Annotated in this window: 22 protein-coding genes; 9 read left to right on the top strand and 13 right to left on the bottom strand. The window is 59.2% G+C overall.

The features are described from left to right. Positions 1-20 precede the first annotated feature (20 nt). From E4J93_RS05925 to E4J93_RS08095, 7 genes are all read right to left on the bottom strand, one after another. Positions 21-2,084 (bottom strand): translation factor GTPase family protein, encoded by a 2,064-nt coding sequence (locus E4J93_RS05925; protein ID WP_147588547.1) that lies wholly within the window; start codon positions 2,082-2,084, stop codon positions 21-23. A 163-nt stretch (positions 2,085-2,247) separates the two neighbouring features. Next, the gene (locus E4J93_RS05920) at positions 2,248-3,249 is read right to left on the bottom strand and encodes a tRNA-dihydrouridine synthase (protein ID WP_255431938.1); all 1,002 of its coding nucleotides are present in this window, start codon (positions 3,247-3,249) and stop codon (positions 2,248-2,250) included. Between the two features lie 220 nt (positions 3,250-3,469). After that, positions 3,470-4,525 carry an alcohol dehydrogenase gene (locus E4J93_RS05915; protein WP_147588546.1) on the bottom strand — a complete coding sequence of 352 codons (1,056 nt, stop codon included), beginning with the start codon at positions 4,523-4,525 and terminating at the stop codon, positions 3,470-3,472. 258 nt (positions 4,526-4,783) lie between these two features. After that, entirely contained in the window at positions 4,784-5,311 is a 528-nt protein-coding gene (locus E4J93_RS05910) for a hypothetical protein (protein ID WP_147588545.1), read from the bottom strand. 388 nt (positions 5,312-5,699) lie between these two features. Further along, on the bottom strand, positions 5,700-8,645 hold the full coding sequence (locus tag E4J93_RS05905; RefSeq protein ID WP_147588544.1) for an Ig-like domain-containing protein: 2,946 nt from the start codon (positions 8,643-8,645) through the stop codon (positions 5,700-5,702). Between the two features lie 753 nt (positions 8,646-9,398). Further along, positions 9,399-9,734: an SIMPL domain-containing protein gene (locus E4J93_RS08100; RefSeq protein ID WP_255431937.1), complete on the bottom strand. Its 336-nt coding sequence runs from the start codon at positions 9,732-9,734 to the stop codon at positions 9,399-9,401. A gap of 92 nt (positions 9,735-9,826) precedes the next feature. After that, complete coding sequence (locus E4J93_RS08095) at positions 9,827-10,009, bottom strand: hypothetical protein (protein ID WP_187231626.1); 183 nt, start codon at positions 10,007-10,009, stop codon at positions 9,827-9,829. Between the two features lie 191 nt (positions 10,010-10,200). Between E4J93_RS08095 and E4J93_RS05895 the strand changes: the two genes are divergently transcribed. Together E4J93_RS05895 and E4J93_RS05890 are read left to right on the top strand one after the other, a co-directional pair. After that, on the top strand, positions 10,201-10,470 hold the full coding sequence (locus E4J93_RS05895; protein WP_255431936.1) for a type II toxin-antitoxin system prevent-host-death family antitoxin: 270 nt from the start codon (positions 10,201-10,203) through the stop codon (positions 10,468-10,470). After that, the gene (locus E4J93_RS05890; protein ID WP_147588542.1) at positions 10,460-10,759 is read left to right on the top strand and encodes a type II toxin-antitoxin system RelE/ParE family toxin; all 300 of its coding nucleotides are present in this window, start codon (positions 10,460-10,462) and stop codon (positions 10,757-10,759) included. Before E4J93_RS05895 ends, E4J93_RS05890 begins: the two co-directional genes overlap by 11 nt. A gap of 263 nt (positions 10,760-11,022) precedes the next feature. Here the strand turns inward: E4J93_RS05890 and E4J93_RS05885 are convergent, their stop codons facing one another. Both E4J93_RS05885 and E4J93_RS05880 read right to left on the bottom strand, forming a co-directional pair. Next, positions 11,023-11,784, bottom strand: coding sequence for a hypothetical protein (locus E4J93_RS05885; RefSeq protein WP_222705697.1), 762 nt, complete (start codon positions 11,782-11,784; stop codon positions 11,023-11,025). 60 nt (positions 11,785-11,844) lie between these two features. Beyond that, positions 11,845-12,354, bottom strand: coding sequence for a hypothetical protein (locus E4J93_RS05880; protein WP_147588540.1), 510 nt, complete (start codon positions 12,352-12,354; stop codon positions 11,845-11,847). Positions 12,355-12,615: 261 nt separating this feature from the next. Here E4J93_RS05880 and tcmP point away from each other — a divergent pair, with 261 nt between their 5' ends. The 5 genes from tcmP (at position 12,616) to E4J93_RS05860 (ending at position 18,314) form a co-directional block, all read left to right on the top strand. Further along, on the top strand, positions 12,616-13,926 hold the full coding sequence (gene tcmP / locus E4J93_RS05875) for a three-Cys-motif partner protein TcmP (protein ID WP_147588539.1): 1,311 nt from the start codon (positions 12,616-12,618) through the stop codon (positions 13,924-13,926). A 10-nt stretch (positions 13,927-13,936) separates the two neighbouring features. Beyond that, positions 13,937-14,671, top strand: coding sequence for a radical SAM protein (locus tag E4J93_RS05870; protein WP_222705696.1), 735 nt, complete (start codon positions 13,937-13,939; stop codon positions 14,669-14,671). Positions 14,672-14,950: 279 nt separating this feature from the next. Beyond that, positions 14,951-15,769, top strand: coding sequence for a transposase (locus tag E4J93_RS08165; RefSeq protein WP_222705695.1), 819 nt, complete (start codon positions 14,951-14,953; stop codon positions 15,767-15,769). Further along, positions 15,754-16,230 carry a transposase gene (locus E4J93_RS08160; RefSeq protein ID WP_222705694.1) on the top strand — a complete coding sequence of 159 codons (477 nt, stop codon included), beginning with the start codon at positions 15,754-15,756 and terminating at the stop codon, positions 16,228-16,230. The genes E4J93_RS08165 and E4J93_RS08160 overlap by 16 nt, the downstream gene beginning before the upstream one ends. A gap of 209 nt (positions 16,231-16,439) precedes the next feature. After that, entirely contained in the window at positions 16,440-18,314 is a 1,875-nt protein-coding gene (locus E4J93_RS05860) for an N-6 DNA methylase (RefSeq protein WP_147588538.1), read from the top strand. Here E4J93_RS05860 and E4J93_RS05855 read toward each other — a convergent pair. Next, positions 18,311-19,036, bottom strand: coding sequence for a hypothetical protein (locus tag E4J93_RS05855; RefSeq protein WP_147588537.1), 726 nt, complete (start codon positions 19,034-19,036; stop codon positions 18,311-18,313). The two genes, E4J93_RS05860 and E4J93_RS05855, sit on opposite strands and share 4 nt — an antisense overlap. A gap of 383 nt (positions 19,037-19,419) precedes the next feature. Between E4J93_RS05855 and E4J93_RS05850 the strand changes: the two genes are divergently transcribed. Next, positions 19,420-19,764 (top strand): hypothetical protein, encoded by a 345-nt coding sequence (locus E4J93_RS05850; protein WP_222705693.1) that lies wholly within the window; start codon positions 19,420-19,422, stop codon positions 19,762-19,764. A gap of 13 nt (positions 19,765-19,777) precedes the next feature. Further along, positions 19,778-21,394: a restriction endonuclease gene (locus E4J93_RS05845; protein WP_147588535.1), complete on the top strand. Its 1,617-nt coding sequence runs from the start codon at positions 19,778-19,780 to the stop codon at positions 21,392-21,394. Between the two features lie 425 nt (positions 21,395-21,819). Here E4J93_RS05845 and E4J93_RS05840 read toward each other — a convergent pair whose 3' ends face one another. The 3 genes from E4J93_RS05840 to E4J93_RS05830 form a co-directional block, all read right to left on the bottom strand. Further along, positions 21,820-22,731, bottom strand: a complete 912-nt coding sequence (locus tag E4J93_RS05840; protein WP_187231625.1) for an Abi family protein — start codon at positions 22,729-22,731, stop codon at positions 21,820-21,822. 575 nt (positions 22,732-23,306) lie between these two features. Further along, entirely contained in the window at positions 23,307-23,558 is a 252-nt protein-coding gene (locus E4J93_RS05835) for a hypothetical protein (RefSeq protein WP_147588533.1), read from the bottom strand. 1 nt (position 23,559) lies between these two features. Further along, positions 23,560-24,633: a zinc ribbon domain-containing protein gene (locus tag E4J93_RS05830; protein ID WP_147588532.1), complete on the bottom strand. Its 1,074-nt coding sequence runs from the start codon at positions 24,631-24,633 to the stop codon at positions 23,560-23,562. Between the last annotated feature and the right edge of the window lie 19 nt (positions 24,634-24,652).

Below are 24,652 nucleotides of genomic sequence, written 5' to 3'. Positions count from 1 at the left end.
CATCGCGCGCCTGTCAACGCCTATCCCGCGAAGAAGCTCGCATCGGCCTCGCGCCACGGACGTAGGCGATCCTCTTCGATCGCCACATGGGCCTTCCCCGGCACCTCGCTCCACGCCACGTTATAGCCCGCGCCGTGACTGCAGAACACCGAGTCCGGCGTGTTGGCCAGATCGGCCACCGGGTCGTAACCCGCGGCGTCGACCACCCGGTCCTCGTCATGGCAGCGGCGATACCCCGCGTATTCCAGATGCAAGCTGCCGCGCCCGCCGCAATACGCGCTCACCTCCAACGCATAAGCGCCCATCTCCGAAGCCGGCGCCGTGCCCGCGATCTGCGCGCGATCGCCCGAAAGCACCGGGGGCTCGAAAGACGCGCTCATGCGCTGGAGGTCGGCGAGCGCCCGCCCCACCTTATCGGCCGGCAGCGCCAAGCGAAAGCGGTACCACGGCTCCAGCAGCGCGCAGGCGCCCGCCTCGCGCGCGGTCATGAGCGCCTGGCGGATCGCGCGATACGTCGCCTGACGGAAATCGCCGCCCTCAGTGTGCTTGAGGTGCGCACGGCCTCCCAGCAGCGTTATCCGAACATCCGTGAGGGGCACGCCCATCAGAACGCCCGGATGCTCGCGCTCCAGCACGTGGGTGAGGATGAGCCGCTGCCAGTTGCGGTCGAGGTCGTCTTCGGAAGCGCGCGAACCCGCCACGATGCCGCTTCCGCGCTCCCCGGGTTCGATCAGCAGATGCGCTTCGGCGTAATGGCGCAGCGGTTCGAAATGGCCCGCACCGCGCACCGGCGCCGTCACCGTCTCGCGATACAGGATGCCGCCGGGGCCGAAGGAGACGCGCAGCCCGAAGCGGTCCGCCAGCTGGCGCGCGACCACCTCGCGCTGGACCTCGCCCATCAGCTGCACGTGCACCTCCTGCAGCTGCTCGTGCCAGGCCACGCCCAGCAGCGGGTCCTCGTCGGCGAGCTCGCGCAGCGCCTGCACGAGCGTGGCGGCGCCGGAGCCCTCGGCCGTCACGCTGTACGAGAGCACCGGGACGAGCGCCGGCGCCCCGGCACGCTCGCCCTCGCCCAGCACGCTGCCGGGCCACACATGCGTAAGGCCCGTGACCGCGCACACGCGGCCCGCCGGAACCTCGCGCTCGACCTGGAAGGCGTCCGCATCGTAGATGCGCACCTGGTCGATCTTCTCGGTCCACGCCACGCCGCGGTCGAACCCGGACTGCACCTCCTTGGCGCGCAGGACACCGCCCGTCACCTTGAGCCAGGCGAGACGCTCGCCATGCGCGCCGCGGCTCACGCGATACACGCGAGCCGAAAACTCCTCCGGCCACGCAACATCAGATGTGAGCGCCACCAAACCGTCGAGCAGGGCGTCGATACCGTCGACGCGCAGCGCCGAACCCGCGAAGCACGGAAACACCGCGCGCTCGCGCACCAGCCGGCGCAGCGTAGCGGGCGCGAGCGCACCCGTTTCGAGATACTCGTCCAACGCGTGCTCGTCCGCCGCGGCCGCGTCTTCAAGAACGGAGGCCGCCTCTGCATCCGCCGCCGCAGCACCCGGGTCCGCGCCCGCACCTTCGGCGTCGGCCGCTCCCGCGAGCCACGCCAGGACCCGGCCGTCGAGCACCGCCGGCGACAAGCGCTCGCGCAGGTCGGCCAACGCCGGAGCGAGGTCGCCGCCCACGAGGTCGAGCTTGTTCACGAACACGAACGTGGGCACGGCGTAGCGCTCGAGCAGATTCCACAACGTCTCGGTATGCCCCTCCACGCCGTCGTTCGCGCCCACCACGAGCACCGCGTAGTCGAGCGCCTGCAGCGTGCGCTCGGCCTCGGCGGAGAAATCGACGTGCCCGGGCGTGTCGAGCATCATGACATGCAGGCCCGCCCAATCGAAATGCGTCTGCTTGGAGAAGATGGTGATGCCGCGCTCGCGCTCCATGGCATCGGTATCCAGATGGGCGTCGCCCTTATCCACGCGCCCCTGCCGGCGAATGGCCCCCGCTCGATAGAGCAGGGCCTCGGCCAACGTGGTCTTACCAGCGTCGACGTGGGCGACGAGGCCTATGACGGCTTGGGGCATGGCGGCTATCCGTTCTTCGGTGGTGGGCGATTCGATTGCACCATTGTAGCCCGCGACGCGCGGAGCGGTACGTGCGGAACCCGGCATGCATGCGCACCGGACCCGCATCCGGCCGCTCCGCGCCCCGCGTCGCCCGCGGTATCCGCATCCGGCGCAGGCGCCGCTACGCGCTGAAGCGCGCGACCTCGGCAAACGGCTCGTTCGCGAACACGCGCGCGACCGCCGCCTCGTATTCGTCGAGCTTGCGCACCTTGCGCACGAGGCGGTGCACCGCCTGGGGGTTCGCGAAGGCGAACTTGGCGTAGAACCACCATTCCTTCAGGCGAAACACCGCGTTGCCGCCGATCTCGTCCACATACGCCGCAAACAGCTTGTCGTGGAACGCGCGCAGCTCGGCAGGAGCGACCGAGGGGCCGCCCGCCATCATGCGCGCGAGCGCCGGGTTCGCCAGCAGGCCGCGCCCCAGCATCACATGGCGCGTAGCGGGATAGGCGGCCAGCAGCGCATCGCGATCATCCACGGAGAAGACGTCGCCGTTGTACGCCGCCGGGAAGGGAGCGGTCGCCAGCGTCTCGCCATAGGGCTCCCATCGCGGCGCGCCCTGGTAGCGATCCTTCTGCACGCGCGGGTGCACGATGAGCTCCGCGAGCGGGCAGCGGCGATACAGCTCGAGCACGCGCTCGTACTCCGCATCGTCCGCGATCCCCAGGCGCGTCTTCACCGAGACGGGCAGCGGCGAGCGTTCGCACACGTCTTGCAGGAACGCCTCGAGCCCGTCGAGGTCGCGCAGGAACCCCGAGCCGCGTCCCTTGGCCACCACCGTGCCCGAGGGGCAGCCCAGGTTGAGGTTCACCTCCGAAAAGCCCATCTCGGCCAGGACCTGCGCGGCCCACACGAACTCGTCGGCATTTTTCGTAAGCAGCTGCGGCACCACGTCGAGCCCCGCGCCACGGCCGGGGTCGAGCTCCTTGAGCGCCTTCTTGCCAAATCCCGAGTCCACATGCGGCGGTGCCAAGAACGGCGTGTAGTAGCGGTCGAGCGCGCCGAAGCACTCCGCGTGCACGGCGCGAAACGTCGACCCGGTCAGGCCTTCCATAGGAGCCAGCGAATAGATCATGCGGGCGAACTCCTCGTGCGCGATGCGGGCCGTGAGCCCGTGGGACATAGGGCTCCATACTAGCGGCGATTCCCGCATCGCGCACGCCGCAAGAGCCGGCGCCGACCGAATCTGCATCCAATCCCAAAACCGCACCAGAGCAAGGCGTGCCGGCGCCCCCGTGCGGCGGGCGTCGGCGGCGCCATCCCCCGTCCGCCCCTCTCGGAAAAGGGACAGGCACTAATCTGAGCACCCGTCTGAGGCGGGCTCCCGCGGGCGGACCCCGGCGCTAGCGTTCTTCCCAGGGCGTGATGACCAGCTTGAGGCAGCCGTCCTCGTGCACCTCGAACGCGCGGTAGGCCTCTACGATGTCGTTGAGCGGGTAACGGCCCGATATGAGGCAGCCCGTGTCGATGCGGCCCTCCTGCACCAGGCGCATGGTCTCGCCCAGGTTGCACGCGTCCACGCCGCCCGTCTTGAAGACGAGGTTCTTGCCGTACATCCGGTGCAGCGGAAGCGTCTGCGCCCCCTCGTACATGGCGGAGAGCACCACCACGCCGTGCGGGCGGGCGATGCGCCACGCCATCTCGAAGGTGTTCGATCCGCCGGCCGCCTCGATCACGCTATCGGCACCGCGACCGCAGGAGAGCTCGCGCACGGCGGCCTCGACGGCGTCGAGGTCCATATCGCTCGCATCGATCACGACGTCGGCCAGGCCGCGCTCGCGGGCGAGGGCCAGGCGCGCCGAATCGATGTCGATCGCGACGATGCGGGCGGGCTCATGCAGGCGGGCGCACATCATGGTGGCCAGGCCCACCGGGCCGGCGCCGATCACGGCAACCGTGGAGCCGGACTCGATCTGGGCGATCTCCGCACCCCAATGACCCGTGGCCACGATGTCGCCCAGGAAGAGCGCGGCCTCGTCGGTCACGTCCGCGGGGATGACGGCGCAGGTCTGGTCCGCATGCGGCACGCGCGCCAGCTCGGCCTGGCAGCCGTCCGCGCAGCAGCCCAGCTCCCAGCCGCCCTCGACGCAGTTGTTCACCCAGCCGCGCTCGCAATAGAAGCACTCGCCGCAAAAGGTCTCGCAGCTCACGGCAACGCGGTCTCCGGGGTGGAGGCTGCGCACGCCCTCGCCCACCCGCTCGACGACGCCCACGAACTCGTGGCCGAGCACCGTGTCGGGCGTGGCGCGCGGAACGGCGCCGTGGATGATATGCAGGTCGCTCGTACAGATGGTCGAGCACGTCACGCGCACGACGGCGTCGCCGGGGTCCTGTACCTGCGGATCGGCGCGGTCCTCCAGGGCGATATGTCCGTAGCCGTCGTGTACCAGAGCTTTCATGGGGGTTCCCTATCTTGTCTCTATCGGATGAAGATGCTGCATGAAACCGAACTGCCGCAGCGCCCGGGCTGGACGAGCCAGGCCCGGGAAGTTTTCAACCGAGGCGGTTTGTTTGATGGTCAACTTCAAGGCCCTTGATAGCTCCAACACGAAACCGTACAGGACAAGCAACTACCAACAACAAGCAACTCGAACGGTCAAACCCCATCTGAACAAAATCGTAAAAGAATGCCGCCTTCGGTTCGGAACGAGCAGCCGCTAGAGCGCGCCCGCTTCCAACTCGACCGTAAACGTCTCGGTCTGGTTCACCAGGTCGAGGCGCAGCTGCAGGTCGGAGATACGGCGGTAGAGCACCTCGTAGTCGGCGAACGCCTCCTTGATGTCGAAGTTCGCGTACTCGTACTCGATCATGCCCTTGACGCCGAACATGCCGCTCTCGAGGCGCTTCTTCGGCTCGACCTCGCGCAAGCGCTCGAGGCGGCGCAGCTTGCCGTTCATCTGGGCCAGCTGGATGAGGGCTTCGTCCACGGTGATGTCCTCGTCGGGGATAACCGTGTGCGCGTTGAACACGTGCAGCGCATGGCGAATACGGCGGATGGTATCGTCCAACTCGTCGACCCGCTCCACGGTCGCCCGGTAATCGTACACCGGGGGCTCGCTCTCCTCGCCCTGGGCCAGCACGTAGGTCGAGTTCTTCAACTCGAGGGAGACGAGGCGGCTCTTCTCGTTCTCCAAGCGCTTGATGAACTTCGCGGCGCTCGCCGAGGTGAATGTCTTCGCTTCCATGGTTGACTCCCCTTCACCGTATCCTGCCTGGTGGAACGTCTTCCTTCACCTCGCCATTGTAGCCATCTTGCCCAAGCGCGGCAGACGGGGGCGGCGGACGGCGATGCAACGGCAGCGGCCGCACGGCGGGGCCGACGTAAAAAAACGGGGACCGGTCCGAAAACCGATCCCCGGCGGCGCGGGCGCTGCCCAGCGGCGGCCCCCGTGCTCGGAAAGGCGCCCCCGTGCTCAGAAAGGTGCCTGTCCCTTTTCTGAGAGGGGCAGCGAAAAAGGAGGGGGCCAGCCCCCTCGCGGCGGGGATATGTCAGCGGAAGCGCCCCGGCACCCGACGGGGACCGCGGCGCCGCGCTCAGAAAAGTGCCTGTCCCTTTTCCGAGAGGGCGGTTCCCTACCTCAGGTCCACCAGGCCCTTCTCCGCCATGCGATGCAGGAACGCGGCCATGTCGCAGCGGACGATCCGGTCGTAGGGGCGGAACGTCTTGGTGCCGTCCTCGGCGGTCCAGCCGGTGGAGACGCCGGAGGCGGCCAGCCACAGCACGGCCTCGCGGTGCGGCGTGTCCCTCGCGACGTCCGAGAAGGCGTCCTTGGCCTCGAACTCCGGCTCGCCGGCCATGCGGTACAGGAACGCGGCCATGTCGCAGCGGGCGATCTCGGCGTAGGGGCGGAACTCCGCCTTGCCGTCGGCGCCCTTCCAGCCGGTGGAGATGCCCTCCGCGGCGAGCCACAGGATGGCGTCGCGGTGCGGGGTCTTCTCGTCCACGTCGGCGAAGGCGACGTCCTTGGCGTCGAACTCCGGCTCGCCGGCCAGTCGGTAGAGGAACGCGGCCATGTCGGCGCGCTTCACCGTGGCGTAGGGGCGGAAGCTAGACGTACCGTCAGCGTTCTCCCAGCCCTTGGAGATGCCGTTGGCGGCCAGCCACTCGACCTCGGCCCTGTGCGCCGTCTCCTTGTCGACGTCGGAGAAGGCGACCTTCTCGACGGGCTTCAGGCCGGCGCGGGCGGCCTGAAGCCCCTTCAGGGCCTCATCGACCTGCGGCTGCGTGGCGGCATCATCCTTCAGAACCTGCTGCGCGCGGTCGAGAGCGGCCACGAACGGATGCCAGGTCATCGTCGTGTAGTCCTTGGCATCCAGCACCTTGCACTCATCGAATACGGCGCGCAGCTTACCCTTGTCGACCTGCGGCTCGGGCTTGGGCTCCGGCTCCGGCTCCGACACCGTGACCGTGCAGCTCGCCGTATGGCCGCCCGCGACGGACGTCGCCGTAACGACCGTCTCGCCCCGTCCGACCGCCGTGACGCGCCCGTCGGCGTCGACGGTGGCCACGGCATCGTTCGAGCTCTTCCAGGTAACGTCCTTGCTATCCGTGGTGTCAGCAGGATTTAACGTCACGGTCAGTACCTCGGAGGCGCCCTTTTCAAGCGCGAGCGCCGTCTTGTTCAAAGCGATGCCCTGCAGCGGCACGGGCGCCTTCGCGAACTCGACCTTCACATGGTCCGTTGAAGCCGTTACCGTACGCACGAGCTCGGTGCCCGTGTAGACGCTCCCCTGCTCCCTGTAAACGCTTCCGTTGACGATCCAGTTCTTCACCGCATAGCCCTTTGCAGGCGTCGCCGTGTACAGCAGGCTGGAATTCTTGCCCACTGCGGCGCCGTTGGAGACGGGCTCCTTCGTCACGCTGTCCACCACGGCCACGGAGCCGTTGTCCCCCGCCTCGTAGCTCACGGTGACCTGCTCGTCTACCTGGGAATCATCGGTGACGACGATGGCCACGTCCTTCGTGCCCGGCAGGTAGTGGTCCGTTTCCGTCGCGGTGACCGTAACCGTCGTCCTGCCGGCCTTCTTCGGATGCAGCTGGACGGATTTGCCGCCCATGATCGGCTCGACCTCGCAGATGGCGGGGTCGTTGGACGTGAACGAGAGAGCGCCCGGGGCCGCGGCGCGCAGGAAGTCGCCCTTCGGGCTGCCGCCGACCTTGAGCTCCAGCACGTCGCCCGTCACCGCGATGGGATGCTTCACCTTTTGGAAGTCCTTGTCGAACACGAACTCGCGACGCTCGCGAACATCGTTGGCGTAGCGCGCCGTCTCGTAATAGACCTTGCCGTCAGCCACGTGCAGGTACCAGATCTGGTCGGGGTCGTCCTTATCGAGCTCGAAGACCTTCTCGGGTTTGGCAGGTTCCGAGAAGTCCCATCGCCACACGGCCTTCGGCGTGCTGTAGTACAGCATGCCGTCGTAGTAGGAGACCTCCGCCAAGCCGATGCCGCTCTGGCCTTCCCTCAGCTCCCACTGGTCGTTGAGCTCGATAGCCAGCGTGCCGGGGGCCGCCAGATTCTTCGCGTCGAACTTCCAGATGCCGGTCTTCAGCCCGTCGTCGCCTATAAAGTAGCCGGGGACAATGAGGGACCCCTGGTGGCCGGCCATGTTGCGCGACATCTGAGCCCACGCCGCATCGTCGTAGGTGGTGTCGGTGCAACGCTCGAAGTTGTCCTTAACCCAATCGTGCCGGGGAAAACTATGCTCGCTCTTCAGGAAGAACTGGTGCTTGACCGTGTGATCCGAGTCGTTGGGATCGTCCCACGTGGCGTCGACCATATACCACTTGCCGTCGATCCTGATCTGGTTCCACGCGTGGGACTCCCCGCCCGCGGCACCGCTCACTACCTTGCAGGGGATGCCCAGGCGGTTCATATAGTACTTGTATGCAAGCGCGTAGCCCTCGCATACGCACTGCTTTTCCAAGATACCGCCCTCGATGTCGTGCGGAATATGGGTGCCCAGCTTCTTGCTGTAGGTGATGGTGCGCACGAGGTGGTCGTGCACGACGAGCGCCTTCTCCACATCCGTGGTGCAGTTTTCCGTGAGCGTCCGAACGACGTCCCATTCGCGCTCCAGCTCCTCGCTGCGGTCGAACGGGGTGCCCACCTCGTCGGTGTACTGCGGATAGTACGTCGTGACCTTTCCCGTCACCCTATCCGTGTCGTATACCTGGTAGCGGATGATCCAATAGTATTCGGGCTCCTCGTAGTGGATGCCGAAGAGGACGGCATTCAGCTCTTCGTCGTCGATGTTGTACGGCGTGAGGTCGACCTCGGTCCTCCGCTCCTTCCAGCAGCTTTTGAGGTAGTCCTCGATCTTCATCTGGGCCGGCTGGGCAGCCTGGGCGCCGGCGTCCTGTGCAGCCGCGGGCGGCCGTCCCTGCGCACCCGCCGGCACGCTCTCCAGCGCGCCCGCCGCCGCGGGGGCAGCAGCAACCAGCCCCGCGCAGAGCACGAGGGCGACGGCCCGCCGTGCCCTGCCCCCACCGAGGCGCCTCCCGTTCTTCACCATCGTCATCTCGTCTTTCTCCGTATCTCTTCATGCCTTGCATCGTCTTCTTTACACAGCCCATCCAGGGGCAACGCCCTGCTTCATAGGCGGTCTCATTATATTTCGAGGCATCGCGGACGAGCTTGAGCGCGTTCCCCGAAAGGCGTTCAGAAAACGCGAACGCGCCGCGAGCGATTCGCGTATGGAGCCCGCGCTCAAGCAGCGCGCCGTCAAAGGCGCAACGCGCTCTTGAGAGGGCTGGCCAACAGGGCCGGCCCTCTCTTTTTGTCTCGTACGGCGGCGGGGACCCAGGCGCAACCGATGCGTCAAGGTGACCGCCTTCGAGCAGGCTGCAGGCGGCGCCGATATGACAAAGCATCTGAGAACCGCCCACGATGCGCGGCACCGTTATGACGAGGCGCCCACGCGAAGCCATGCACCCTCGTATCCGGCTCGACGACGCATCCAGGATGCTGAAATGCAATCTTGCCGGCTTTTCCCATCCGCCTGCGATTATCCTTTGTATATCGATTCTGTAGCAATTACATGAGCTGGGCGTTCGTACGGTGAAGCCGTATCCCTACTCGCAGTTTTCCAATATGGATGTGCAAAGTCGGCAGGATTGCACCGACGGGACGCATCGAGCCTTCCATTGGGACGCGATCATGGACGTAAGACGGACCTGAACCGATGCGAGAAGGATTACGGGCGAAAGATCCGCCCGTCGATGTTGAGCAATAGCGCGCCAAGCGAATTGTGCAGCAGCTGTTGCACAATTGATCACGCCGAGGGCTTGAGCCACCAATCTACGTCCACGCCGCGTTCAACATCCATCGGCTTGGGATGGAGGTCCGGTATAGAGCTTGCCGCGCCGGCCGGCGTCGCGCAGCCGTCGGCGCAGATGGCACCCCAAAAACGGGAATCCCCGCCGCGGTTGTAGCGAATCTCCTTTACGCCGGCGAGCTCCGTCCCGGCCGCCGCCGCAAGCGCCTCGGCACCCAGCCGAGCCTTCGCGACCGCGGTATCTATCAGGCGCCGCTCCTCGGCATCTTCGTCGCCGAGCTCGAAATACAGGTTCACCCGTGCCGTTGAGACACTGCCCGCGAGCGCGGCCACCGTGTACGGCGATGGGTTCGAAAGGATTGGACAGAGCAGGCACGTGCACCGGGCAGCGCGCGGGCCTTGGTGATGTTCGACTTGATCGCAGGTTATAGCGCCTCGACACGCGGCGTCTTCTGGTCGTCCACGGCGAAGGAGCCGTCGTTCAGCTCCGCGATGTGGGCGTTGAGCCTGCCCAGAAGCTCGAGCATGAGTGGCTTGTCGGCCTTCTCCTGCTCCTCGTTGAACCAGCAGGCCTGGCCGTGCGATCGAACTCGTAGTAGGAATCGCACAGCTCGTAAATCCGCTCGTAGCCCTCTCTGCCGTTGGTTTTCTTAATCTTGTTGGAGGGCCAAAGGAAGCCTGTAAATCAGCCATTTTGCCTATGGCGGAGTTATTCTGAAAACGCAAAGCCCGGGCAGTCATCCTGCAAAGTGCAGCTTACTTGTTATAATTATGTGCACAATTATGCAAGGAGGTCCCTATGCCAGTCTGTGTTCCCGTGAAAGACATGCGCGACACCTCTCGCTTCGCCGAGCTGGTGGAGTCTTCTGCCGGTCCGATTACGGTCACTAAAAACGGATACAGTAAATTCGTCGTGATGCGCTCCGAGGATTATGATCGCATGGAGGCCGAGCTTGCCCGCGCGCGCCTGATGGGGCGCATCGCCCTGGCGGAGCGGGAGCGCAACGACGGTCTCGCCAAAGACGCCTTCGAATCCCTGGCATCGATCGAGGCAAAGTATGGCCTATGATGTCAAGGTTCTCCCGACGGCGGAGGTCGAGGTCGAGGGCGTCGTCGAGTACCTCAGCGGATTTGGCATGCAGCCCACCCGCCATTTCATTGAGGACTACAGGCGCCAGCTCGAGCTGCTCGCAAGCGGCGTTATCGACTACGGGCTATGCAAGTTACCGGAGGTCGCGAAGCTGGGGTACCACGCCTGCCGCGTCAACTCCTACATCATGCCGTACTACTTTGAAAGTGATGCGGTCGTCATCGCCCACGTGTTTCACCAAAGGCAGGACTACGCTCGATTGGTGTAGCAACGGATTTTGAAATCACGACAGAAGCGGACGGGAGGGCGCCTCCCGCCCATGTCGCGCATCGTGCGCGCAAACAACCTATTGGCACATAACATCTAGCGCAAACTGCGCAGAGAACGCGATCTTCGATATGAGGCTGAGCCCCTGAAAGTCGATGCCGTTGGGGTCGCAACGCGTCGCGTTCGAGCAGTTGCACACCGAGAGCGAACGTCCCCAAACCCCATCCATGCTGAGCGCGCCCTATCGGAGCGGCTCAGCGCCGTCTATTTCTTCGACTTCGCGCAGGTGCAGCCGAACCCGACGTCGCCCACGCGCTCCACCGACTGCCTACCGCAGCTCGCGCAGCGGACAACGAGGAGCTGCTCCCCGGGACGCGCACCCTGAAGTAGTTCAACGAGCTCGTAGCCGTTCTCGCGGGCCAACATGCGCGCCTCCGCCTCGCTCATGTCGACGGGGGCCTCCTCCAGGCCCGCCGCCACGAGGCGCTGCTTCGCCTCGACGAGGCTCATGCCGTTCGCGTAATGGATATCCTCCTCGCCGCGATACCAATCGCGCCAGTAGCACGCACGGCAGACCTTCTCGCCGTCCGCGTTCTTGCCCAAGATGTAGGCGAGGCGGTAATCCGCCTGCGTGCCGCACGCCAGGCACGCGGTGCGCAGCCACTCGGTCTTGCGATAGCTGCAGCGCGGGCTGTACTCCTGGTCGAGGCGCAGGCCGGCTTTTGCCAGCAGGGCATCGAGCTCTTCATTCGTCAGCTTCATTTGACCTCCAAGCACGTTGTGGTGCCTATGATTGTAGCGCGGTGCAGATCGGACCAGCCGAGCGCTCACGTGGCGGTGCGGATAGGCAGAGACGCTGAAGCCGTTATTGCCGATGCCCGTAACGATGGTGTACTCACCTTCGCAGTAGTAAACGCGCTCGTAACCCGTGCGGCTTCCGATGAGCTTAAGCTTTGCCACCGAAACCCTGTCGATCAAGGGCGCGGAATTAGGTTCGGTCTTGAGCCCCTCCTCGTTCTCGGTCATCTTGGCGGCGTAGCTCTTCTGGCAAGCTTGTCCAAGTGGCGCGTTCAATTCAAGCAAGCGCTAACCGACCGGCAGCATGATATCGTCGAATTCTGCTGGATACTCCTTGCTGGATGGTGCCGAAGCCGTTGGGATTGTGATATCCCCACCATCCCCAATTCGCACGTGGGCACCATCCGCGAGCTCGATACCGAGCGCCAAGGGTTGCCTGCTGGAATCAGCCCTCCAATATAGCTGCTCGATTCGCTTTCCAAAATGGACGGCAAGAGGACCAAAGGCCCTGTACTCCATCCCTACGCCTAAATCCGCATTCGCTGGAACAATTCCGATCGCCATGGAAATGCCCGAAACGGCAAGGACGATCAGCAGCTTCTCTCCGACGCGCAAAATAACAGGCAAGTCGAAGTCCCACTCATCGTCATCGAAGGCAACGTAGATGGCGTCGAGCACGTGCCCCTCAAACTCTTTCACGCACTTGCCCACAAGCTCGTTCAGCTCGTAGAGATCCTGGCCGCGGGGTGACATGGGCAGATTCCAGACATCTGCTTGGAAAGCGCTCGTTTGCTCCATATCGGCCTCTTCTCATTGAGTTCCGTTGCAGGTTAAAACCGCCTGAAAGGACAACTCGACTTGATGCGCCCTCAATTCCTATTCTATGGTTCCTCGGACGAAAAAGGTACTCTTAAACGGTAATCGCTCACGCCAATAAACGAATAACAGTTTGAGAGATGGGACCCGCTTCATGGGCCCCATCTCAACGACACCAACGAATTAATAGCCGCGTATTCCTCGGGGTAAGATAATGTCGATCCATTATTTGGGAGGGGCGAGATGGCTAAAGACCAGTCTTCATACTTTTCAGGCAAGCATCTTTGGTCAAAAACCAAAGATGATTTTCTCGGTTGTTACCTAACGCCCTTCTTCCAAAAGGTATTTCGATATTCTGAAAATGGGATAATATACATTGATGCATTTGCCGGTGCAGGAAGATTCGAAAATGGCGAGGTGGGATCCCCACTCATTGCTTTGCAAAAACTTCAGGCAGTTGCCAGCAAACAACATGTAAAACGACCTGTGCAATTCATATTTGCAGAAGCCAAGAGCGCATCACGCACCTCGCTGAAAGCATCGTTTCAGGAGGCTCGAGGAGGAAGCCGTTATATCCGCGATGCCCTTGTGTACTGTAGCTGTGAGGAAGCAATTGCGGCGGCGCAAGAGCTTAAGCTGAATAACGGACGAAGACCGTCAACGCTGTTCTACTACGTTGACCCATTCGGCGTGAAAGATTTAAACATGGAGCTGTTGCTCCAATCCCCAAACCCTCAACATACCGAGGTTCTAGTCAATTTCAACGGCCTGGGATTTGTTCGGGCGGCATGTGCCACCAGAAAGACCGCGTGCAATCTACCAAATGATCTCGAATTATTCGACGAAGATTTCTGTGAAAATGTGCCGCCCTCCGAACGTATTGAAAAGCTAAATCGATGCCTTGGCACCGAGGAATGGATTGAAATTATCAATCGTTTCGATAAAGGAGTGATAGATTTCTGGCAAGCTGAGTACGAGATTTCGAGACTCTTCTGCAAAAGCGCCGAGTCCGCTTATCGATACGTTACAAACATGCCTATAAAAGACGTCTCTCAGAGACAGGCAATGGGCGGATTAGTAAAGTATCGAATGATACATATGACGAACAACGCCGATGGCTGCATTTTGATGAACGATGACATGCTAAAGAGAAACGATCTTAATCAAACACGCCAGCTCGGCCTTTTTAAGGTCGACGTTGACGGAAATGCTGTCGAACCGTCCGAGATTGATCGGCAGCTTAGGAATGCCATTCATCAACTTGAAATCGGAAAGCAAATTAAGATGGGCAATATCGCTGCAGCCATCATTTCTGCCTGTGGGGTATTCGATTGCTGCACTAATCTTCTGAGGACCTATGTTGCCCCACTTCTAGACGACGGAATTTGGAACGAGCAGAGAAGTACACGCCCACGGGAAAGCCCAAGCAAAGCTTCAGCCGCAGCGATTTGGTCTATCGGGCAAGGTAATTTGGAACACAGATGTATCATCTCTTATCGCTGGAAATCGAAGCGAAAGACCCTGAATGGATATGACACCGCTAGGCCACATTAATCGAAAAACCATGTTATACAAAACCAAGGTTGAGTATGGCGACTGGGCAATGAATCACGTTCAAGGTTGCACTCACGGATGTAGATATCCCTGCTATGCCTACCTCATGGCAAAACGCTTCGGTCGAGTAAAGTCATACGAAGAATGGTGCACACCCTCAATCGTTGACAACACAATAGAGCTCCTTAAAACGGAATTGCCCAGGTATCGGAATGAGATAAAGCAAGTACAGCTTTGCTTCACCACCGACCCTTTCATGCTCTCCTATCCAGAAATAACTGACCTGACGCTTGAATCCGTAAACCTGATAAACGAATTTGACATCCCCTGCATCCTCTTGACCAAAGGAATATTGCCCTCTGAACTAAAGCGAACAGCAGCCAATGAAAACATGTATGGAATCACTCTAACCAGCCTAGATGAAAGCTATAGAAGAGAAATGGAGCCGGGTGCCGCACCCATAACCTCACGATTGAAGGCGCTAAAAGAGCTTCACAATGCAGGATGTAAAACTTGGATTAGTATGGAGCCGTATCCAACTCCTAACATTTGCAGTCAGGAGCTCTTGCCGCTTCTGAACGAGGCGAGCTTTGTTGACAGGATGGTTTTTGGACGGACCCACTATGACAAGAGAACCACGAATTATCCCAACCATACCGAGTTTTATCGAGATACCGCCCAGCGGGTATCCGAATTCTGCGCCCGACACGATATCGACTACGTGATAAAAAAGGGAACCGCCTGATTAGTTGTTGATTTTATTTTGTGACGCACCCGCACACTGTCTGGCATTGACGGTATGCAGGCGCTTTTCTGTATCGCCCGCCCGAACTCGAAGGGCGGTCCCTTATGGACGATGAGAATGATGGCACGTCCTTGCAGGCGCTGGGCGCGGGTCAGCAGGCGATCGCGTGCCGAATGTTGGTGTAAGGGGCCGCCTCCCTAACCGTAGAAAGCAGGAAGCGGTTATCGCCTGGAATCTTAATTGCTGAAGTTAGGATTCGTGGAAAGGCAATAACCGCATATGGACAAGATGCACGAGATCGCGGGCGACGGCGCCCTGATGCCGAGATTCGACGCCGGCATGGTGAACATGGCCGAGCTCATAAGGGTGGTGGCCGAGTCGCTCGTCAACGAGATCATGGACGCCCGCGCCGACGAGGCGTGCGAGAGCGGCAACCGGCGCAACGGCTACCGCGAGCGCAAGCTCGTCACCAGCGTCAGCGCCATCAGCCTCGGGATCCCGAAGCTGCGCGCCGGGAGCTGCTTCCCCGAGGACCTCATCGAGCGGTACCCGCGCGCGGGCCGCGCGGTCATCGCCGCGGCGTCCGAGATGACGACCAACGGCGTGTCCACCGGGAAGGCGAAGCGCGCGGCGCGGACCATGGGCATAGACCGCATGGGCGCCAGCCAGGTGCCGAGGATATGCTCGTCGCCGGACGAGTCGGTCGCCGACCTGCAGAAACGCGACCTGTCAGACGTCACCTGCCCCTGCATCTGGCTCGGCGCAACCCACATCAAGTGCAGGGACGCGGGCCGCGTGCGGTCGGCCGCGCTGGCAACCGCCATCGGCGCCGGCCCGGGCGGATACAGGCGCCTTCCGGGGCTCGACGCCATCGACGCCGAGCCCTGCGACGGCCGGAAGTCGTTCCCGCTGTCGCCGCGCGCACGCGGGGTCGAGGGCGCGACCTGCGTCGCCAACGACGCCCGCGAGGGCCTCAGGCGCGCGATCCGGGAGGTCTTCCCGGGCGCCGCGCGGCAGCGCCGCATCGTGCATCTGATGCGCAGCGCCGCCGGCAGCGCGCCGGTCAGACGGAAAAGGGCGCCGTGCCGGGCATCCTGAAGGCCGTGTTCGCCGAGCGCGACCCCGAGCTCGTGAAGGAGCCCTGCCAACTCGCCACCGCCCAGATAGGGGGCTTCTGCCCCAAGGCGGCCGAGGTGCTGGAAGAGACCGAGGCCGACGCCCCGGCCCACCCGGACTTCCCCTACGAGCACCACATCAGGCTGCGCGCCAACAACGTGCGGGAGCGCGCCAACCGCGAGCTCAAGCGCCGCAGCCGCGTCGTGCAGGTCTTCCCCAGCAGGAAGTCGCCCATCAGGATGATGGGCGCCGTGTTCTCGGAGATGGACGAGGACTGGGCGGGCCGCCGCTGGTTCGGCGACGACTCGATCGGCAGGGCCGTCGAGGGCGCCAAGGTCAACGAGCCAGCGCACGCCTACGAGGGCACCGCGGCCGAGCACGCGGCCAGGGTCATCGCGCTCGTGGTGGCCGACAAACCGATTCCCGGCAGGAAGGCGGCGTAGCATGCGCTAGAATGACGGCGTTCTAGGCGATTCTCGGTTCCTCGGGCAGCCTGCGGCCACCCCCCGAGAACCGAGCCCTGCACCAACTTTCGGGACACTACCCAGCAAATTGCGGTTTTCGTTCGCACTCCGATCTTTCGCTCAGTCATATTGTTTGCTCAAGTATAATTATTCATATTTTGATATTAATCTTGAGCATTGGAGTCGAGATGACAGAGACGGCGCCAAAAAATTGTATGGTCAATCCTAGGGACTTTGGAAAAGAGACCTCCTGCGCATGGAAGTCCTCCCTTACTTCCGCGCAACTTGCAACGGCAGACGCTCAACATAGGTTTTCTATCGCAGCGCGCAAAGCCATCAAGAGCAGATATGGGTCCACCCAGCGTTATTGTTCAGAAACCAATCAGAATTATCAGCACCTCAGTAGGGTTTTAAGAGGCGAAGTCATCTTGACTTTCGGCGATATCGCAACTGCTAACGAGCAGCTTGGAATCTCTGTCGAGCTCGTCGGAAGCGAAAGGAAAGATGGTGGGTCTCACATATCAGTTATGTCGTCGACCAGAAACTCCCTCGGAGCTTTTTACACCCCTGACGATGTGGCCGCATGCCTGGTTAGAGAACTATCGTTAAGTCGAGATTCAAGTGTTCTTGAGCCCTCATTCGGTGATGGGGCTTTTCTAAAGGCATTAAAAAGGGAACGCATAAGCGTCGATAAGATTTGCGGGTGTGAGATTGATCCCTCTGCATGTGAATCTGCCCTTTCCACGGAGTTATTATCTAGCAGCATGCTCTTCCATGGAAGCTTCTTCGATTTCGATCTGGATAAAAAGTTCGACGCAGTAGTTGGTAACCCCCCATTTGTCCGAATCCGCACTCTTAGCCCAAATGATGCCGTTAAGGTAATTGAACAGACAAATAAAAGACTTGGTTCACCTATTGGAGAAGAGTCGTCGCTGTGGCTACCATTTCTAGTGAAAGCCGGTGAGCATGTCAAAAACTCTGGCGGCCTCGCATTTGTTTTACCCCAAGATTTCACGTATCTGAGATATGCAAAATCTGCCTGGGAATACCTTGCGACTCATTTTGGATCAATTCGGCTAATCCGTGTAAAAGAGCGCATTTTTAAATCCATCATGCAAGATGTAGTTTTGCTCGTTGCCAAACAAAAAGGCAAAAGTACAGACCAGATCTGTTTTTCTTGCTTCGATCGCATCGACCATTACCTCAATGGAAAATCCGAGAGGCGCACAGTTGTCTCGCTTGATGACATACTGAATGACCGAAGGCCCTTTCAACGCGCCCTGATTGACAATTCGGTTCTTGCGGTCTTAGAAGGCAGCTCGATATTGACTCCTTCCTGCAGAGAAGCGAGTTTCCATATTGGCTATGTTAGTGGAAATAAGAAGTTCTTCCATCCAACGACCGAGCAGATTGAAGAATTCTCTATTCCCCACACGTCCCTGGTTGACACAGTTGTGAGCTCACGTCAGCTAACGGGAGTTGGCTACAGCACATCTCAATACGACTCTCCAGGAAAGCTATGGTTACCAAATTCTGAACCGTCAGAAGTCGATAGGCAATATATTCATTTCGGAGAAGCACTGAAGGTGGACACTGGATATAAATGCAGGACACGCAAGCCGTGGTGGATTGTTCCGGGAATTGACAGGCCTGACGGAATACTAACGGTGTTTGGGGATACGCCCAAAATGCTGTTGAATGACGGAGCATGGGCAATTAGCAATAGCCTGTTGGGGGCGTACTGCTCCAATGGGATTAATCCAAGATCTTTCTGCTCTACCTGGTATTCCTCGGTGACGAGATTGAGTATCGAAATGCAGGTGCATTCTCTCGGTGGAGGAATGCTCGTCGCGGTTCCAAGAGAGGCAAATCGAGTAGTAAAACTTGCATCTTCGCACTACGACCCAGGCTTAGATATCAAGATAAACGAGCGGATTCTTGCGGGAAACATTGATGAAGCTTACTGCACCTATAACCATGCAATAGAAAACCAATACGGCGCAGATTTTATCCGTGCCGTACAAAAGGCAACCGAAGAGTTAATTGCATGGAGAAAACACTAGCCGTTATTCACCACAAAGAGGTCGTCAAGCCAGATATTTCTATTGACGAAAGTCTGAACAAGCCGATCGACGAAGGTTGTTATAGATAGGTCTATGTCGGCAACACGCGACTGGACGATATCGTCACGAAGCATCGGGGCATCGCTGTTGAAATCTACGACAGCATAGGCAAACTGGTCATAAACGCCCAGCTGGTTCTTGTAAAGCCGGTCATCACGATCCGCAATAGAAGAATAAAGCTGGGCGTACCGCTCCACATCGGTCCTCTGCTCTTTATCCTTATCCATAAAGTGCAGAGGATGAAGGTAAACATATCCCATAGCTGTCATCGGGAAGCGCTCTTGCAGGCTGATGCATTCTCCGATAATGTCCTGGTAATAGGTTAGAACATTTTTCCCGACAGAGCTCATCTGGCTTCTTACGCCGACGGTAATCAGCGGCCCGTTATTGGGATCGACAACTGCAATATCGACATTCTTTCGCTTATACGAACCGTATATAGGTGCCTCTTCTATTACCCTAATTCCCTCGTTCTTCGCTTTGATGGAAAGATGCTTATACAGGTCGATTGCCAATTTATGATGCAAGGTCTTGATAAGCTCCTGGCTCCGAACGGCATGCACTGGATCTTCCTGGTATAGTTCGTTTATCTTTCTCCATACGGCGTAGAAAGAAATACTATCAACGAGATCTGAGGCCTCTATCACCCGTACATTACCCATTTGATGCTCCTATTCACCACATTCGTCACGGACAACCCCCATTGGCAACATTATCTCATTCAACAAGAAAAACCAACCAATCCCTGAAGTAGCGCATGCCAGTGTGAGGTGCTGAATTCCAATCGCGCACTCCATTCAAATTGACATCTCTTTATACAGGCTATAATCATAGTAAGGCCATTAAGGGGGGCCACGCGTATAGAAAACGAGCGAGCTCATAGCCACACTCGTTTCAAACTCTGCTCACATGAAACCACTTAGACAGCGGTCGTGCTCGCGCTGAGAGCTATCTATCTATGGGCCTATCGCAAGCCCTCCTACGAGCTGCCCGACTCGTTCAGGACAGCGAGGCCGAACACAACTACGAAGCCGAGGAGGGTGGTTTGGACGGCATCGAGTTCAAGATGGCCGGCCTGCTCTCGAACAGCAGCCGTATCAGGTGGTGGCACCGTGTTGTCGAACGCCGCGAGGGCGAGCTCTGCATCAACGGGTTCATCAACCACTACCCCGACCTCCTCGCCCAGATGGCCAACGGCGTGGTGCTGGGCATCGAGGCCAAGGACAGCCGCCTCATCGGCGAGGACCCCGAGGCGAAGCTCAGGCCCGGCACCCGCCGCACGGATATGGCAGAACACGAGTTCCGCTACATGACGGTGTTCGAGAGCCAGAAGCTCGACATGGCGAACTCGCTCGCACTGACGGAGTTCGGCAGCGGAGTTTTAGGATAAGGAGGTTCGCCTGTTGACGGCACTCAAAGATGACAAGTACTTTCGCTCACTTGACAATACTCGATGGGAAGAGCTCTGTTACCTCTTATTCAAAGAGGAGTATGTTGGACTTCACCGCGTCAATGGGAGTGGCGGTGACGAGGGCATCGACGCCTATGTTGGCACTTTCGATGACCCCCGCATCGTCTTTCAATTTAAGTTCTTTCCTGGAGGATTCGGTAAAGGCCAAATCGGGCAAATTGGGAACTCCCTTAGTACGGCCCTCGAAAAACGACCTGGACTGAGCAAGTGGATTCTCGTTAGTTCTGCTGAACCAACTCCGGAAGCACAACGCGCTCTGGACGTTCTCATCGCAGGACATCCCGAGATTAATATCGAGGTTTTCAGCGAGGGGGATGTGAAGTCAAAGCTCATCAAACACCCCTCCGTGCGGAGAATGTACTACGACGATGGAACGGAGACTCTCAGTAAAGTTCTCGCACTAAGCAGCATGGACCCCCTTAATAGGGCATCTGAGGGCGTGAGGATCTATAACGAGTCTATAGTGGACGAGCGGTTTATCGCCACTGTTACCACCGATGGAAAATCTACTGCGACCGCATACTCTCTTCATCCGGACTACATCGATTCACCGCCCACTTTCACCGTGCGATTAAAAACGAAGAAGGGTGCGGAGGCATATAGCAAACTTATGCGCCTGGGAACACCCATAGAACTATCTGGTGATGACGTGGACATTGATGACTCCGATCTCCCTTGCCCCGGCGTAAGCAAGGGGGAGCTTCAATCGCTGAAGATAGTACCTTTCGTTAAGCCATGCCTCTCTCAGATACGGTTCTACGCTTTCGACGAGCAAGGTGGCAGCCAGACTCTTTTCATCGAGCTTCAGACAGTAAGCGAGGGGACAGAGCGCATCGTCAGATCGAACTCGAAACAGAAAAATGCGCCCGTCGTATTCAAGATTAGTACGTCTCTTGCGACGCATGAAGATAGCATCACTGAAGCCGGAACCGTTAACATCACACCGCGATTTATCGGCAACAGGGTAAGCGTGGCTCTCAAGGGCGCACGTTTCCTATCGTTTCTTTCCCAAACCAGAAAACTTGGCGTCTCAGACGTTGACGGGGATGTGGGCGACTCCTCCACCATCTTCCTTGCCGACCTTAATGACAAAGGTATTTGGGGTCATCAGCTCGCATACATAGAGGCAATAAGCAGGGTCTGTCGCTTCTTTGACGTAGACCCCACGATTGATGACACCCTAAAAGACGAGAAGTTCTTTGTCTCCGTCATGCGTCTTGATGGGAAGATGCGGACCGCGGGGACCGAGATTGACGGCACGGCCACCTTCAGACTCAGCGAGACGAACCCCGACTTCATAAACTTTCTCAATAGCCACGAAACCGTCATAATTGTGGCGGACTTTGACTGGTCTGGGTCATTGTTCGGAATCAACGTTTCCGCAAGGATTCGCTTCGTGGCAAAAGGGGCTGCGTCTGTTGAGAACGACGACGATAGCGGACGGACCCTCATCGTCAAAGGAAGCTACCAGACCTTCATCGGTAAGGACGAAGACAGTCTGAGGGCAGAAGGAGCGCCTCCCGCCCCTCCACTTCCGACTCAAGGGTGAGCACGCTTCTGTTCGCGAATGAGGCGAACCCCGCTCAATCCACATCCCCGATTCTCCGGATTCAAGAACGAGCGATATGCGGTCGTGAACGGAGACGACGCACCGGAGCTCGAGTCGTCTCGCATCGTAGCGGAAATCAAGCATCGCAAGGAGGCCATTGGCGTGCCCGCGGCATGCTCGCTCATCAGCGGGCTACCCGCGGGTGATCGTGGTCCCTACGCCTCCACCAGAGCTTCACCAAGGAAGCCTGCTACGAGGCCAATCGCGCCAATGTGCTAGAATGCCCGCACGACCTCGGCTCCTTTATTCACCATCACCTCGAGACCTACGACAAGACCGACGACAAGATCAGCAGGATCCTCCCGCTCATCCGCATCTAGTACCTGGCTTAGAGCGCCATCGACAAGGGTTCGCAATGCAAAAGCCTAAAGCCACCTTGCCCACATCGGGCAGGACTTCCAACCCTCTTCAAAGCCCATGCGACGCAAGTCTTCTTCATCCCTGCTTTGCAAAAGCTGCAACACCTTGTCATGCCACGACGTGCTCGGCGCGATGCGCACAAGCAGGTAGCTAAGGATGGTCAGCAGCGTAAACGTTGTGCTGTTGTTCACCTTGTAGGGTCGATGCCAATCGGGATGCCTGTGCCCGCGGGGAATCTTCGGCCTGTTACCAAGACGCCTGTTCCATAGGCGATCGTGATGCGCGCAGACATTGCGAGCGGTATTCAGCATAAGCAACCACGACTCATACACCTCCACCGGCACTCCCACTTCATTGGCTATGCCCTTTTTCACGTCGTTAGGAGCCCCCTTGAAAAGAGTGAGCATCATACCGAAGTCCATGATGTTAGCAAGCATCCAATAAGGAGGAAGGCCGTGTGACTCACCGTATTTATTCTTGAAGTGCTCCACAAACAGAGTTTTCGACCGATCATATGCCGAAAAGCACCTGGACATGAATTGCCCGTACCTGCGCTGGTCCATATTCGGGAGCGTGGAGCGGTCCAAGTAGCCGAAGGGGCCCGTCGCCTCAGCAAGCCTGTAGGCGAGCTGGGTGCGCATATAGACTTCCACGCGTTCGATGGCATCGAGCACGATGAGCCTGAGCTGGCGATCGAACGTGTAGAGATCCCAAATCTTCTCAAAGGAAGTTCCCGGAATGAACGGCTCATCTTCACCTTCAAGATCCTGCTTGAAAATGTACCAATAGCCGCTCAAGCGATAGTAGCCGACATCGGCAAGATGCGCGATGAGGCCATCTCGATCGCACACGAGGCCGCGCCCCTCGAGGCGGTCCGCCTGCTTCTCATATGAAAGCCATGGCTTTTGGTACTCCATGTGACCCCTAAAAATAGAAACACCCGCCAAAGTTTGCATCATCTCGACGAGCGCCGAGAGATAGGCATGGCGGGTTCACTGCCTATACTGTACCACAGCTAAGATCGCCTCAATCATTTGAACACAGTCGGCGTGTCGAGAGATTCTAGACACCAGCCACAAGGATGAACCGGCGAGCACTGAAGCGCATCCTCTTAATGCACAGCAGAAAGGCATCGCCGAAAATCGGGGCGTCCATTCGACCGCACGACCATCGAAAGTGGCGTGACCCGCTTCGCGCAGGCACACACGAACTAACGGTTCTATGGCATGAACACGATCGTCTCAACCGAAAGAATGAACAACCTGCGCGGCGTGGGCGAGATACAGCACACGCACAACGGCTCGGCGCGCCCTACGCGCACATGAGGATCAACAAGGACAGGGAGCTAGGATATCTAACGGCGGAATAGGATGCAGACGCCCCTGCGGCCCATGTAGCGAGAAGCCGTGTGCGCCGCGGGGGCAAGCTTGGGGTAACTCCTCCATGTGAACTACACGTGAAGCAGGGCCTTGCGGCGCCCGCCGCGAGCTGCTTAACGGAGGTGTCGCTTCGCTTTTCCCAGCGCTTCCCCAACGTGCTTCATGCCATCCTTTTTAAAGAACATGACCACTCCACTTGCAATGGTCAATACTCCACTACCGATTTTCAGCCCCTTATCCTTCGCTTCGTCGAGATGATAAGCGCAAACCGGTAGAACAGCGTCTGACGGGAGCGTCTTCTCGCATCCGGGAACAATACACTTCTTCAACTCGCTCTTATTCTGAGAGTCGTTTTTCATTCCCATCTCAATCCTCTCCATCGATGAGCCGCCGCCCATCCTGCTGGCTGGCTTCCAGTGCAACGATATTCCTTGATACCCCCGAGAACCCGTTTATCAACGATTCCAGGTTTTCGTTTGAGCGGCTATTGATGCTCAGCAACGTATCGCGCTCGTTTAGGCGGTTATCCGTAATGAAGCCGCTGAGCTGAGCAACCGCTACCCTTGCTGGTCCCTCGAGGCCAAGCAGTTGATTGGCAGCGTATTCCGAGCGCGCCATTAATGTGATCACCGACAGGTTCACGAGTGCGTCGCGAGCGGCTTCCGCTCTACTCTTTGAGCTGCCCGCCTTTCCTGAAGCGAGCTTAAGTTGTATCGAGAAATTCTTCTGGAAGATGCATCTTTGCTCTGTGGCATCCTGCGCGATTGCCAAAAGAGCCTGCCCTCTCAGGCGGCAGTCCTCTATTGCCATTGCCTGCTCGAGCCGCAACCAGACACTTTCGGCGCGCGCCATTCGGTCGCCCCTGCTCTCAAGCCTTAGCTGCTCGACCGATACGGCGATGCTTTTTATTTCTCTCATGAGGTCGGCAACCATCAACTGCGTTTGCAAAGACGCAAGGGACGCGGCGGCGTCATTTGGGAGCTGTTCCGCTCTAAGGCGTGCGTTCTCGTAGATTTCCCCTGTGTTAACGTCTCTGAGCTGCGGTAGAAATGCTCCGGTCTTCCTCTCAATGCCGAGAACCAGCTCCCCTTCTTTCATCATCTTTTCCGCTGCGGCACTGAACGTCGCCGCCCAAACCGTCCCCCTTTCCTCCATCGCTTTCGTAATGGCGTCGTATATCCCCGGGACAAGCCTGGCAACCTCTTCAGCGTTCTTGAAGAGTTTGGCTATCTTCGTCTTCGTGTCTGTCGGAACGAGATCTGAGCCGTCGTCAAATATCGCCCAGTCGGGCATGGGCATCGTTGCTGACGCATGCACGGGCGGCAGGGTCCCAAGAGGTACGAGCACGTCAGACGAGCTTGCAGTGAAGCCGCAGTTGGGGCAGGATACTGCCGCCTCAGAAATTCGTGCCCCGCACTCAGGGCAAGAAATCAAAGCCATGTTCCGCCTCCCTCCTTCT

This window comes from Collinsella sp. BA40 (assembly GCF_008014645.1).
Classification (GTDB): Bacteria; Actinomycetota; Coriobacteriia; order Coriobacteriales; family Coriobacteriaceae; genus Collinsella.
This window is presented reverse-complemented; position numbering and strand designations above follow the sequence as displayed.